The following is a 13,578-nucleotide window of genomic DNA, read 5'->3' on the forward strand; positions in this document are numbered from 1 at the left end:
CTGAAAGATTTTAATCGCTATGCAAACTTGATCAAAGATGGCGCAATCACACAACAAGCTTTTGATCAGGCCAATGCCAATAAAGAATCGGCACAAGCAGCAAAAGCAGCCGCTCAGGCAGCATATCAAGCCGCACAAGATCAATACAACGCTGCGGTTAAGCAAGTGGGTACTACGCAATCTCAACTCAATGTAAGCAACTCGGGTGTAACCCAGCGCCAATCTGATGTAGATTTTGCCAAACTACAGTTATCATATACAGAGATCAAAGCGCCAACCACAGGCATTGTGTCTAAAAAGAATGTTCAAAAAGGACAATTGGTACAAGCCGGACAATCTTTGTTTGCTATTGTAAACGAGAACAGTTTATATGTAACTGCGAATTTTAAAGAGACACAGCTAGAAAAATTACACGCTGGCCTAAAAGTTAAAATTGTGGTAGATGCCTATAGTGATGAGCCTATAGAAGGAGAAGTATACAACTTTGCCCCAATTACAGGTGCTAAAGGTTCGTTATTACCTCCAGACAATGCTACAGGTAACTTTGTAAAAGTTGTACAACGTGTACCTGTAAAAATCAAACTTTTAACTAAAGATAAAGCGACTTTGGAAAAATTACGCCCAGGAATGAGTGTTAAAGTTTCCGTATCCATCTAAATCAACAAAAATGGCCGAAGTAGGTTTTAAAAAATGGATCATTACGTTTACGGTAATCACAGCCTCTCTTTTGGAGCTGATTGATACTACCATTGTAAACGTAGCGATTCCTCAGATACAAGGTAACCTAGGTGCAACCCTCGAGGACATCGCCTGGTTATCTACAGGATACGCCGTTGCGAATGTGATCATCTTACCGATGTCGGGATGGTTGGGAAGTCGCTTTGGACGTAAAAATTATTTCTTAACCTCAATCATCGTTTTCACCATTGCCTCTTTTTTATGTGGTAATGCAGTGTCCTTAGAAGAATTGATCGCTTTCCGTATTTTACAAGGGTTAGCCGGGGGTGGATTGATTTCTACTGCTCAATCTATCTTGTTGGAAACATGGCCAAGAGAAGACGTAGGATCGCGACTGCCTTATTTGGTTTGGGAGCAGTTGTTGGGCCTACCGTTGGGCCTACCATTGGTGGTTACATATTAGAGATCAGCGATTGGCCCTGGATATTTTATGTAAATATTCCTGTCGGGATACTCGCCGCCTATTGTACAATTACGTTTATCAAGAAGACGCCAAAAGATGGCAAAGGGCTACCGGTAGACTGGTGGGGGATCTTGCTATTGGCCGTTGCCGTTGGTAGTTTACAGACCTTATTAGAGAAAGGCGAGAGTGAAGATTGGTTTGCTACTCCATACATTATTGTATTGGCAGTTACCTCGGTTTTTGGATTGCTCTTGTTCATTTGGCGAGAGCTCAGTACAGACCACCCCATCGTGAATTTTAAGATCATGCGACATCGAAGTTTCTCTATTGGGATGTTTACTTCCTTTATCCTAGGTTTTGGTCTATATGGTTCAGTATTTGTTTTCCCTGTTTTCTGTCAAAACTTGTTAGGCTTCTCGCCCCTGCAAACAGGAGAAATCTTATTCCCTGGCGGTTTATGTACCATTGCCATGATGCCTTTTATCGGCATGTTCCTCAAAAAAGGGATTCCCGCACAGTTTATGGCAACAATCGGTATGTTCTTGTTCTTCGTGTTTTGTGATATGTTGAGTAAATCGACCCTTTCATCAGGTACCGATCAGTTTTTCTTACCATTGGTGATCAGAGGTATTGGAATGGCTTTGTTGTTTGTTCCATTAACCACCTTAGCCATGCAAGACCTAAAAGGGGCTGAGATTGGTCAAGGTTCTGGTTTAAATAACATGATGCGTCAATTGGGCGGTTCGTTCGGTATTGCAGCATTGACCACTTTGATCCACACGCGTCAAGGTTTCCATAGAAACAACTTGTTAACCAACGTAAACGAATACAATCCAGCATTTACCGAACGATTAAATGGCTTTATCCACAACTTTATGGCAAAAGGTGCCTCGTATCTTGATGCAAAGGTGATGGCCATGAAAGCAATTGAAGGTTCGGTGATCAAACAGACATTATTGTTAACTTATAGCGATGCCTATTGGGTAGCAGGCATGGTTTTATTATGTTCTATTCCTTTACTGTACCTGCAGAAATTTAAAAAGAATGTGAACGTCTCTGTTGATGCCCACTAAAATAAAACAGCCCTGATATAAATACCAGGGCTGTTTTTTCCCAAAAAATTAACAATTAGTCACAAAATTTTCGTTAAAGAAAACCTTGTGGATACTTTTAAAAGATTTTTTTAACCTTTAATAAGATACAAGGTAAGGATTTTTGTAAAATTTCAAAAATTATAATTGTCATTTTTTTTGTCTCTTTTTGTATTATTTTTGTTGTTAAGGTTCATTATCCTTACCTTATCAGCATGCAAGCACACCAACCCACTAGTCAACGCGAATCTATTTTTAACAACGAGGTCATTTCTCGTTTTGAGCTCTATAACAGTCTTTTTTTAACCTTACCTTTTTATAAAGTAAAAGACACCGGAACGTTGCTTCCCTTGTTTATCAAAAGCTGCGAAGAAGGTGTAAAGGGCCATGAAACTCCAGCAAAACTGATTGAATCTTTTTTTGAAAAATATACGCCAAATACAGAGCCGCAAGAGATTGTTGACTTGCTTTTTAGGTTTATCCAATATATAGAAAGACAAGTGGTATTGTTTGATGCAGTTGAAGATGCTTCATTTAATAAACTCAATGTAAGTGATGAGCAAAGTTCGCTAAGGGCCTTGTTCTTAAAGGCAAATGACGACCAAAAACTACATGACAAAGTTGACCAGCTTATCGAAGATTTTTCTCTTCGTCTGGTGCTCACAGCCCATCCTACACAGTTTTATCCTGGCAGTGTATTAGCCATTATCAACGACCTTACCATCGCCATTAAAGGAAATGACATTACTACCATCAACCAGTTGTTACAGCAATTAGGGAAGACCCCCTTTTTCAATAAAAAATCGCCAACACCAGTTGATGAAGCATTAAGCTTGGCATGGTACCTAGAAAATGTGTTTTATTTTGCTGCAGCCAATATCCAATCTGGATTAAACCAATTGCTGAACGAATACCACATCGACCCTAAAAAAATCATCGAATTGGGTTTTTGGCCAGGAGGCGATAGAGATGGCAATCCGAATGTCCATCCAGAAACCACTTTACAGGTTTCTAAAATGCTCCGTCAGATTCTATTTAGATGTTACTACCGTGATTTTAGGAATTTAAAGCGCAGGATTACTTTTAGAGGAGTTGAAGATACCATTGCAGTATTGCAGGATGTACTGTATAAAAATGCTTTTGACAGCAACCTAGAACCAAAAGACATTTCTGATTTCTTGATCGAAAACCTCAATAAAATCAAAGGATCTTAACAACAGACCACGATGGCCTTTTTGTAGATTTGGTGGATGACCTTTTGCGCAAAGTTGAACTTTACCGCAGTCATTTTGCCTCTTTAGACATTAGACAAGACAGCAGGATCTTAAGAGATGTACATGCTTATTGCCGTCAACAAAAGCCAATTAATGCCCTATTTGACGAAGGTTACGACAACCTATCGGAAGCTGATAAGTTAAAGGCACTTTCTTTTCGAAACGCGAAGATCATTTACAGTGGCGAGCAGGATAGCTTGGTACAAGATACCTTACAGACCATTGCCCAAATCAAAGAAATGCAGCAGAGCAATGGGGAAATGGCCTGCCATCGGTTTATCATCAGCAATTGCCAACAAGCTAGCGACATTTTACAATTGATGGAATTGTTTTTGTGGAATGGCTGGGAAGCAGAGCAGCTGAGCATCGATTTTGTGCCGTTATTTGAAACCGTAAATGATTTGGCTGGTGCGGCCGAAATTATGGAGACATTGTATACACATCCATTCTATAAAAAACATTTGGCCAGTCGTGGTCGAAAACAAGATATCATGTTAGGCTTTTCAGACAGCACCAAAGATGGAGGTTACCTGATGGCTAACTGGTCTATCTTTAAAGCCAAAGTGGGCTTATCTGAAGTGGCAGCAAAACATAAAGTTAAATTGGCATTCTTCGATGGTCGTGGTGGCCCCCCTTCTCGTGGCGGTGGAAAAACACATCGTTTTTACGCTTCGATGGGTAAAGAGATCGCCAATAAGAATATCCAGCTTACCATACAGGGGCAGACCATTAGCTCGCAATATGGCTCTATCGATAGTGCCGCATTCAATATAGAACAACTGATCAATGCCGGAATATCTTCTGGTGTTAAAGAAAAGCACAATGTATTATTGGATCCCGCAAATTATGATACGCTTGAAACCATGGCCAATGATAGTTACGAATCTTTCTTGGCCTTGCGCAAACATCCTTTGTTTTTAGCTTATCTTCAAACATTATCGCCATTAAGCCTCCTTTCAAAAATAACCATCAGTAGCCGCCCTGTAAAAAGGAACGCTGGAGAAGAGCTGAAACTGGAAGACCTAAGGGCCATTAGCTTTGTAACTTCTTGGAGCCAGCTGAAACAGAACATCCCTGGTTTTTATGGCATCGGAACCGCATTAAAAAATCAGGAAAAAGCTGGAAATTGGGAACAGGTAAGCAAAACCTATCAACAATCAGGCTACTTTAAGACCATCATCGACAACTGTATGATGTCGATGAGCAAGTCTGATTTCGAGATTACCGCCTATCTGGCACAGGATAAAAAATTCGGGGCATTTTGGAAAATGTTGCACCAAGAATTTGAACTTTCAAAAAGCATGTTATTGAAACTTGCCGGACATCAAAGCCTGATGGAAAACTATCCGGTAGAAAAACGTTCCATTGCAGTTCGCGAGAAGATCATTTTACCTTTGGTACTGATCCAACATTATGCTTTAGAAAAATTACAACATCAATTAAATGACGAAAGGCGACAAGCATATGAAAAACTGGCTATTCGCACAGTGTATGGCATCGTTAATGCTGGCCGAAACCTAGCCTAGTCTCGCCATTACTTTCCATCAAACCAAACAACCAATGCAAATTACCTGGACCTATAAAAGTTTTAACGAATTAACCGCCATAGAGCTTTATGATATACTGCAATTGCGGTGTGAGGTTTTTATCGTAGAGCAAAATTGTGTTTACCAAGATATCGATGGAAAAGACAAAAAATCGCTGCACCTGATGGCTTGGAAGGGTAATGAGCTCGTCGCTTATACACGCTTGGTACCTCCTGGCATCTCTTTTGAAGAGGCGAGTATTGGGAGGGTAATTACTTCCCCACGTTATAGAGGTTTGGGGATAGGAATTGCTTTGATTGAAAAAAGCATAGCCCATACTTTAGCCGCCTACAACACCCATAAAATTAAAATTGGAGCTCAGCTTTACCTTCAAAAATTCTACACTGGATTTGGTTTTGAGCAATGCAGCGAAACTTATATTGAAGACGGGATACCTCATATCGACATGATCTTGACAAAACCTTAACTTACCACATCCTATTCATTTTGTTTATTATCATACATCAATGGACCTAGACGGCTTGTTCAGCTATATTTGTAATATATTGAGACACAAATAACAATTGGCTTCTTATTTGTTATCAAAAGAATAATCATCCATTAGCTTACAAACATTAAAAAGATTGAACAAGAATACGGTTAAGGAGAAGGGCAATAACCATTAAAGCCCAGGATTGCTTGGGCAAAATAATGTGCAACCTATCATTGCGCCTAAAACCAATATTCAATACACATATCCTAACAGATTGCTTTTCTTGTTCCTGATCAACTAAATTATAACCATGGCAACTCTAAATCAATTCAATAGCTTTACTTCTGGCCTTGGCCATACAGATTTAATGCCTGCGCTTTTTATGGGACACGGATCACCTATGAACGGAATCGAAATCAATGAATTTAGCACTAAATGGGCCGAAATCGCTTCAATTATACCTATTCCGCAGGCTGTATTGGTCATTTCTGCGCATTGGTTTACAAGAGGGACCAAAATCACTGCTATGGATTCCCCTCCTACCATTCATGATTTTGGAGGTTTTCCACAAGCCCTTTTTGATGTGCAGTATCCTGCGCCTGGCAACCCAGCATTGGCAAAAGAAACCGCAGACCTATTGCATTCAACAAACGTTACATTAGACCACGACTGGGGCTTGGACCACGGAGCTTGGTCGGTAATCAAACACATGTATCCCGAAGCGAATATCCCTGTGCTACAGTTGAGTATCGATTATACCAAAGATGCCCGTTATCATTATGAGCTTGCAAAAGAGCTCAGTGCTCTTCGTAAAAAGGGGGTTTTGAACCTAGGTAGTGGCAATATGGTACACAACCTAAGGATGGTAAGCTGGGACATGATCAAAGGTGGGGGTTATGATTGGGCGCTTGATATGGATGATAAATTTAAGAACTTGATCAAAAACAAAGACCATCAACCCCTGATCAACTATCAAAGTATGGGCAGCAGTGCCATGTTGGCCATACCCACGCCAGAGCATTATCTGCCTTTGATGTATACGCTAGGCCTACAAAATGAAAATGAAAACGCAACCTTATTTAATGATAAAGCGATTGGCGGTTCTTTAACCATGACATCTGTAATGATCGCTTAAGCTCAGAAATTATATAAATTTAATCCGTTATAATGTAACAAGCTATCTATCTCCATGTTATAATTTTGTATTATAAATTTTAAACATGGCTCATGCTTGTTCTTCGGTTCTCCATCAACCAGCTTCTTTTAGCAATTCGATAAGCAGAGGTGATGACTTGTCCTATTCGTAACTCTTAAATTTATCATAAAATGAAAAAACTATTTTTAGCTCTGGCCATGGTAGCCATGATTTTTAGCACCAACCCTCTTTTTGCACAGGGAGGCGATAGTCCATTCCCTCAATTATTGAGTTCGTACTACGATGTTAAAAATGCCTTGGTAAGCAGCGATGCCAATACAGCAGCAACCAAAGCAACCACCCTTTTGAATACCGTAAAAGCAGTAGAGGTTAAAAAACTTTCAGAAAAGGACAAAAAAGCGTTTGCTGCGTTAAAGGACAAACTGATTCTAGATGCCGAGCACATTTCAGAAAGTAAAGATGTAAGCCATCAAAGAGACCACTTTTCTACTTTGTCTACAACAGTATATGCATTGGCAAAAGCAGTAAAACTAAGTGACAAACCTGCGTATTACGATTACTGCCCAATGAAAAAAATGTATTGGCTAAGTGAAGAACAAGCCATTAAAAACCCATATTACGGAAAATCGATGTTAACCTGTGGCAAAATTACAGAAACGATTAAGTAACTTTAATACATCGGGTTTGTCGATGGTGATAAATCCGATGTTGTTCTACCCAAACTCGTTCATCTCATTTAAAACAATATGATATAGATGAAAAAAATAGTGGTTTTGACGTTTTTCATTGCCTTTAGTTCTTTTGTTTTTGCACAACATGCACATACAGACCAAACAAAAGAACAAGAAAAGGTTACGGTGTATACTTGTCCTATGCACCCCGAGATAAAGGAATCAAAACCTGGCAAATGCCCTAAATGTGGGATGAAACTTGTAGCAGATGCACCCAAACAGGTTTCAAATACTGCAAAACCAATTCCCCTTAAAACATTAACCAACTCTAACCCTCCCCGAACTGTTCGGTACGATCTTTACATCGCCGATACCATTGTCAACTTTACAGGGAAACCCAAAAGGGCAATCGCCGTTAACGGCAGCATCCCAATGCCTACTCTTACTTTTACGGAGGGAGATACAGCAGAAATCTATGTACACAATAATTTAAATGAAGAAACCTCATTGCATTGGCATGGTCTGTTTCTTCCGAATAAGTATGATGGTGTTCCGAACTTGACCCAAATGCCGATCAAGCCACATACAACGCATCTCTATAAGTTTCCAATCATCCAAAGCGGCACACATTGGTACCATAGCCATACCGGTCTTCAAGAACAGATCGGCATGTATGGAGCAATGATATTGAACAAAAGGAATGAACTCGATATGCCTACCATTCCGATTGTACTGAGCGAATGGACAGACATGAATCCCAAAGAGGTAGATAGAAGCCTGCACAATGCCACAGATTGGTTCGCCATCAAAAAAGGAACTACCCAAAGTTATGCAGAAGCCATTAGGTCTGGAGATTTTAAAACAAAGCTGACCAACGAATTTAAACGGATGAATGCGATGGATGTAAGTGACGTTTATTACGACAGGTTTTTGATCAATGGGAAAGAACAATTAACCACAAAACCTTTAAAAGCTGGCGACAAAGTAAGGTTGCGTATTGCAAATGCCGGAGCATCTACTTATTTCTGGTTAAATTATGCAGGTGGCAAAATTACGGTAATCGCCAATGATGGCAATGATGTAGAACCTGTTGAAGTGGATCGATTGATCATTGCGGTATCCGAAACCTACGATGTGATGGTAACCATACCCGAAAATAAAAGCTATGAATTTTTGGTTACGCCAGAAGACCGTACCAAATCTGCATCCATCTGGCTGGGCAATGGTCCAAAAGTGCAAGCTACACCCATGCCTAAACTCAAATATTTTGAGGGAATGAAAATGATGAATGGGATGATGGCCATGAATGGCGACCTGATCGAAATGGACGGCATGCAAATGCAAAACCAGATGATGGATATGAATACCGTAATGTATCCAGAAATCAGTGGTGATGAACAGTCTAAAAAGAAAAAAGACAACCAGAAAATGGAGGGAATGGACATGCCTAGCCACCAAGCCGATATCGTTACCTTAAACTACGACATGTTACGTGCCCCACAAAAAACGGTTTTACCTCAAGGGCCAATCAAAGAACTAAAGTTCGACCTCACTGGAAATATGAACAGGTATGTATGGACTTTAGACAATAAAACAGTTTCAGAAGCTGATAAGATCCTCATCAAAAAAGGAGAAAATGTAAGGATCGATCCTATATAATAACAGCATGATGCGGCATCCAATGCATTTGCATGGCCATGATTTTAGGGTACTCAACACACAAGGTGATTATGCTCCGCTTAAAAACGTATTGGATATCATGCCGATGGAAAGGGATACGATTGAATTTGCCGCTTCAGAAAGTGGCGATTGGTTTTTCCATTGCCATATTTTATACCATATGATGAGTGGCATGGGCAGGATATTCAGTTATGAGAACTCTCCACCAAATCCAGAAATACCCAATCCGAAACTGGCCCAAAGAATGTTGTTCGCTGATGACCGGATGTTCCATTTTATGGCCGAAAATGATTTTGCAAGCAATGGCAACGATGGGATGGCCATGTTGGCCAATACCCGTTGGAACATCGCTACAGAATGGCGCTTGGGCTATAAAGATATGCATGGTTATGAGGTAGAGACCCATATTGGCCGATACCTAGACCGGATGCAATGGGTAATGCCTTTTATTGGCTTCGATTGGCGATACCGAAAAATGGGCATGGACGAACATGAAAAGAACATTTTTGGACAGAAAAACACCAAAGATAACAGGGCTCTACTTTCGGCAGGTATCGAATACACTTTGCCCATGTTGATCAAAGCACAGGCAGAAGTTTACCACGATGGTAACCTACGTTTACAATTAATGAGAGAAGATATTCCAGTTTCTAAAAGATTGAGGGCAAGTTTTATGCTCAATACAGATAAAGAGTACATGGGAGGCCTTAAATTTATTGCTGCCAAATATGTGTCTTTAAGTACACATTATGATAGCGACATGGGCTTTGGTGCTGGGATAACGCTTAATTACTAAGGTTTTTACGTTGGTAGACAAAATCCATCTTCATTTTTTTCCCTTCTATCTCTCCTTCAATCCAAGCAACTAAACTGGTTTTTCCTTTGTTTTCGTAAACAATCCGTTGAGGAAAATCATGGTTTTTATTTTCAAAAATGAAGATTTGTTTTTTTACAGACACTAGCTTAAAATTGGTTGTTCCTTTATTGTCTTTTTCAAATCCTGTTACGGAAAAATACAGCTCCCCATCAATGGTGATCAATTTGATGATTTCAGTGAGCACACTATCTCCATTTACATAATGTTTGTAACATCTTCCGCTTAGGCTTTTTCCGTCTTTTTTCCAGACCTCAGAAATATTCCCCTTTGCATTCTTCATCTCCCAAGAACCCAATAAAAAATGAAGTTGTTTAATGGCTTTGTGTTGTGCCTGTACAGGTAAGCTGATGGTAATCCCTAAAATGAGCAGTAGCAGATAATGTTTCATTTTATCGTAGATTTAATATGTGCCAAATGATGCTTGCCATGCCAAGCATAGTTACCCAAAAGATAGCCCATGGTAAATTCTTGTTGTGCTTCTGGATGAAAATAGGTGCGTTCAAAATCATTGGGTTTTAGCGCTTTCAATAATACAACCAATCGGGCATGTATCGCCTTCAAAATATGAATGGAAAGTTCTATATCGCCTGTTTTCCCATCTGCCAATTCAGCCCATCTATCTTCAAAATAGGGCCGGATATGTGGCCTGTCTTCTGTTAAAGTAAGGTGAAATCTGGTGTAGGCATTGATATGGCTATCTGCCAAATGGTTAATCACCTGCCTCACTGTCCAGCCCCCAGGTCGATAAGCAACCTCCAAATCTTCTGCTTTTAATCTTTTTGTTGTTTCTACAAGTTCAGCCGGGAACTGTGCAAGGTCTGCTATCCAATCCTCGATCTGGGAGAATGTAATGATTGGGGGAGGGTTATACTTCCCAATCGGATATTTCAGTTGTTCTAGGTCCTGCATAAATAAGCTACATAATTTTCTTTAACATTTTAAATACCCATTCCTTTCCTGCATAAGGAGGATAGATCATTTGGTTAAAATCCAATGCCCGCTGAAAAACAACAGCCCTTTCATGTGAAAAATTTTTAAAGCCAAAAAAACCGTGGCTACTTCCCATGCCGCTTCCATTTACCCCACCAAAGGGTAGCTTTGGATTAGAAATATGGATCAATACATCGTTTACACAGGTACCTCCCGCACTTGTATTTTTGATGATGTATTTAACATTTTTACGGTTGCTGCTAAAGATGTATAAAGCAAGAGGTTTACTTTTTGCATTTACCATGTCGATTACTTCTTCAATATTTTGGTAAGTAACAATGGGCAGCACGGGGCCAAATATTTCTTCCTCCATTACTTTGGCATTTCCTGGAATTTGTGTCAATATGATGGGATAAATGGTTTGGTTTTGCTCGTCAAAAGTTCCACCCCAACAGATCCTTGCTCCTTTTTCAATGGCCTCATCCACCAATTGTTTTAATCTTTGGTAATGCTTTAAACTGATAATTTTTCCATATATGTTTGGATCTATTTGATCTGCCGTTTTAAAATACATTTTACTGGCAGCGGCTTTATACAATTCAATAAATTGATCTACTTGTTGCGCATGTACAAAAACATAATCTGGTGCAATGCAGGTCTGTCCACTGTTTACCAATTTGCCCCATGCAATTTTCGTTGCTGCTTTTTCGAGATTTGATTCTTTATCCACGATCGTGGGCGATTTACCGCCCAACTCTAAGGTAACCGAAGTTAGGTTTTTGGCTGCCGCTTCCATTACCACTTTACCAATCGCTGTACTGCCTGTAAAAAAGATATGGTCGAAAGGTAATTCCAACAGTGCGGTCGATACCGTTGCATCTCCTTTAAAGCAAGCAACTTCTTGTTCATCAAATGCTTCTGCAATGATTTCACTCACTACTTCGCTCGTGGCAGGGCTAAGCTCAGAAGGTTTGAGCATTACACAATTTCCAGCCGCTATGGCCGAAATCAGTGGACCGATGGTCAATTGAAATGGATAATTCCAAGGTGAAATGATCAAACAAACCCCTTTTGGTTCATAATACAACCTGTTTTTAGCAAAGGGATTACTTAATGTTTTGCCTATTCTTTTGGCCTTCACCCAACTGCTTAAGTTGTTGATCGCAAAGTCTAGCTCGCCGTAAGTAAAGATCAATTCTGTAACTGCACTTTCGAAAGTACTTTTGCGCAGATCAGCCTGTAGGGCACGGTAAATTTTATCCTCGTTTTTTATGATGACCGCCTTTAAAGCCTTTAATTTTTCAATCCGTTCTCTAGCATTACTCTTTCTAAGTGTATATTTGTGGGCTTGTTGTGACTTAAAAACCAGGTTAATTTTTTGCTCCATTGTATTGAGGCTAAGGCATTAGTGATTTGTTAAATATAGTTAAATGGCGACAAAATTCATCAAAAACACATCTAATTAAAGCATATTGCGTATATATTTTATATCCCTATAAAATGATAAAGAGATTAACCCTTATTTTAACCCTTGCTACTTTTTTTATACAGGCTGGCGCACAAACGTTAAAACCTGATGTTTTGGTGATCGGTAATGGAAACGCTGCTGTTGCTGCTGGATTACAGTCTGCGATTTCTGGTGTAAAGACGACAATTTTATTGCAAGCAGGAGGTTTCGACATCTCGCCCATCTCTGGTAACCTCAGCTCGGGCATAGAAGCCACTTTTCTAAAAAAATCAGAGAAGCCAAACAGATCAAAGACAGTACCGAAACACCTGTCTTTAACAAACAGATGGCAAATGATGTCTTGACCACTTGGGCCGAAAGCCTTAAAAATCTGACCATCATTAAAAATACCTTATGGGTTAAGGCCGATCGTGCTGGCAAAAACTGGAGCTTTAAATTAAGCGACGGGAGGTCTATCAGACCGAAGGTATTGATCAATCCTGCAGATTCAAAGTTGAACGATGCGCTGAAAATCACAGCAAGCTCAAACAACAGTTGGACAAAACTAGATTATAACAATACCATCTATAGAACAAGTATTGCTGCAGGTAAATTGGCAAACGGAACTGTAGGCAATATCTTTTCCATGTATCAATTATTGGTTCCTTTGCAAGAAAATCTGGTTTGGGTTAATGATGCCCAAAGTATGTTGTTAGGGCAGGCAGCCGGCGCCACAGCTGCTTATGCTGCATTTTTCGATACAAAAACATCCCTGTCTAACGTAAAGACCATTCAGGGCGAATTGGTCAACTATAAATTGGCCATCATGCCTTATGCAGATATTCAACAACCAGATACCAATTGGAAAGCCATCCAAATGGTTGGATTAACGGGTGTGATCAAGGGAGAAATAGAAGAAAACACCATTAAATTTTTACCAAATAAACTGGTCACTACCGCAGAAATCAAACAACCCATTAAAGATTTTTATTACAAGGCACAGATTTGGTTCGACGACTATAAAAATCCACAAATGACCATAGGCTCAACCATAGACATGGTTTGTTATGTAGGTAACAAATCCATAGAAAACACTAAAAAAGAGCTGGCAAAGAAGTGGAAAACAACCTATCAGTTCAAAACAGACTTGGATCTAAATAGAGAAATCAACAGAAGAGAATTCGCCGTGGTACTGCAAGATTACATGCCTCCATTTAACGTGAATATCGATCCTTCGGGCAAAGTAGTAAGGTAATAAGATTTAGGTTCGATCATTGTTCGTGTGGATACAA

15 protein-coding genes are annotated in these 13,578 nt (G+C 39.7%); 12 read left to right on the forward strand and 3 right to left on the reverse strand.

Features of this window, described 5'->3' with window-relative positions; translation table 11 throughout:
* Nucleotides 1-27 precede the first annotated feature (27 nt).
* The 10 genes from ACFJIZ_RS16670 (at nt 28) to ACFJIZ_RS16715 (ending at nt 9,828) form a co-directional block, all read left to right on the forward strand.
* Nucleotides 28-657 (forward strand): HlyD family secretion protein, encoded by a 630-nt coding sequence (locus ACFJIZ_RS16670; protein WP_379086508.1) that lies wholly within the window; start codon nt 28-30, stop codon nt 655-657.
* A gap of 10 nt (nt 658-667) precedes the next feature.
* Nucleotides 668-1,141, forward strand: coding sequence for an MFS transporter (locus ACFJIZ_RS16675; protein ID WP_379086511.1), 474 nt, complete (start codon nt 668-670; stop codon nt 1,139-1,141).
* Nucleotides 1,045-2,214, forward strand: a complete 1,170-nt coding sequence (locus tag ACFJIZ_RS16680; protein ID WP_379086514.1) for a DHA2 family efflux MFS transporter permease subunit — start codon at nt 1,045-1,047, stop codon at nt 2,212-2,214. Before ACFJIZ_RS16675 ends, ACFJIZ_RS16680 begins: the two co-directional genes overlap by 97 nt.
* Before the next feature lie 233 nt (nt 2,215-2,447).
* Nucleotides 2,448-3,446 (forward strand): phosphoenolpyruvate carboxylase, encoded by a 999-nt coding sequence (locus ACFJIZ_RS16685; RefSeq protein WP_379086517.1) that lies wholly within the window; start codon nt 2,448-2,450, stop codon nt 3,444-3,446.
* A gap of 44 nt (nt 3,447-3,490) precedes the next feature.
* The gene (locus tag ACFJIZ_RS16690) at nt 3,491-5,032 is read left to right on the forward strand and encodes a phosphoenolpyruvate carboxylase (RefSeq protein WP_379086520.1); all 1,542 of its coding nucleotides are present in this window, start codon (nt 3,491-3,493) and stop codon (nt 5,030-5,032) included.
* Between the two features lie 34 nt (nt 5,033-5,066).
* Entirely contained in the window at nt 5,067-5,519 is a 453-nt protein-coding gene (locus ACFJIZ_RS16695; RefSeq protein WP_379086523.1) for a GNAT family N-acetyltransferase, read from the forward strand.
* Between the two features lie 316 nt (nt 5,520-5,835).
* On the forward strand, nt 5,836-6,660 hold the full coding sequence (ygiD, locus tag ACFJIZ_RS16700; RefSeq protein WP_379086525.1) for a 4,5-DOPA dioxygenase extradiol: 825 nt from the start codon (nt 5,836-5,838) through the stop codon (nt 6,658-6,660).
* Between the two features lie 191 nt (nt 6,661-6,851).
* Complete coding sequence (locus ACFJIZ_RS16705; RefSeq protein WP_379086528.1) at nt 6,852-7,349, forward strand: DUF3347 domain-containing protein; 498 nt, start codon at nt 6,852-6,854, stop codon at nt 7,347-7,349.
* Nucleotides 7,350-7,436: 87 nt separating this feature from the next.
* A complete protein-coding gene (locus ACFJIZ_RS16710; RefSeq protein ID WP_379086531.1) occupies nt 7,437-9,011 on the forward strand; it encodes a multicopper oxidase domain-containing protein in 1,575 nt (524 codons plus the stop codon).
* Between the two features lie 7 nt (nt 9,012-9,018).
* Nucleotides 9,019-9,828 carry a multicopper oxidase domain-containing protein gene (locus tag ACFJIZ_RS16715; protein WP_379086534.1) on the forward strand — a complete coding sequence of 270 codons (810 nt, stop codon included), beginning with the start codon at nt 9,019-9,021 and terminating at the stop codon, nt 9,826-9,828.
* Here the strand turns inward: ACFJIZ_RS16715 and ACFJIZ_RS16720 are convergent.
* From ACFJIZ_RS16720 to ACFJIZ_RS16730, 3 genes are read right to left on the reverse strand one after another with little or no spacing between them, the layout of a single operon-like run.
* Nucleotides 9,818-10,297: a DUF6265 family protein gene (locus tag ACFJIZ_RS16720; RefSeq protein ID WP_379086537.1), complete on the reverse strand. Its 480-nt coding sequence runs from the start codon at nt 10,295-10,297 to the stop codon at nt 9,818-9,820. The genes ACFJIZ_RS16715 and ACFJIZ_RS16720 overlap by 11 nt on opposite strands.
* Complete coding sequence (locus tag ACFJIZ_RS16725; RefSeq protein ID WP_379086540.1) at nt 10,294-10,818, reverse strand: YfiT family bacillithiol transferase; 525 nt, start codon at nt 10,816-10,818, stop codon at nt 10,294-10,296. Before ACFJIZ_RS16725 ends, ACFJIZ_RS16720 begins: the two co-directional genes overlap by 4 nt.
* A gap of 7 nt (nt 10,819-10,825) precedes the next feature.
* Nucleotides 10,826-12,226: an aldehyde dehydrogenase family protein gene (locus ACFJIZ_RS16730; RefSeq protein WP_379086543.1), complete on the reverse strand. Its 1,401-nt coding sequence runs from the start codon at nt 12,224-12,226 to the stop codon at nt 10,826-10,828.
* Nucleotides 12,227-12,339: 113 nt separating this feature from the next.
* Between ACFJIZ_RS16730 and ACFJIZ_RS16735 the strand changes: the two genes are divergently transcribed.
* On the forward strand, nt 12,340-12,651 hold the full coding sequence (locus ACFJIZ_RS16735; RefSeq protein WP_379086546.1) for a hypothetical protein: 312 nt from the start codon (nt 12,340-12,342) through the stop codon (nt 12,649-12,651).
* Entirely contained in the window at nt 12,633-13,541 is a 909-nt protein-coding gene (locus ACFJIZ_RS16740) for a hypothetical protein (RefSeq protein WP_379086549.1), read from the forward strand. The genes ACFJIZ_RS16735 and ACFJIZ_RS16740 overlap by 19 nt, the downstream gene beginning before the upstream one ends.
* The last annotated feature ends 37 nt before the right edge of the window (nt 13,542-13,578 follow it).

This window comes from Pedobacter sp. UC225_65, from assembly GCF_042698365.1.
In the GTDB taxonomy this organism is placed as follows: Bacteria; Bacteroidota; Bacteroidia; order Sphingobacteriales; family Sphingobacteriaceae; genus Pedobacter.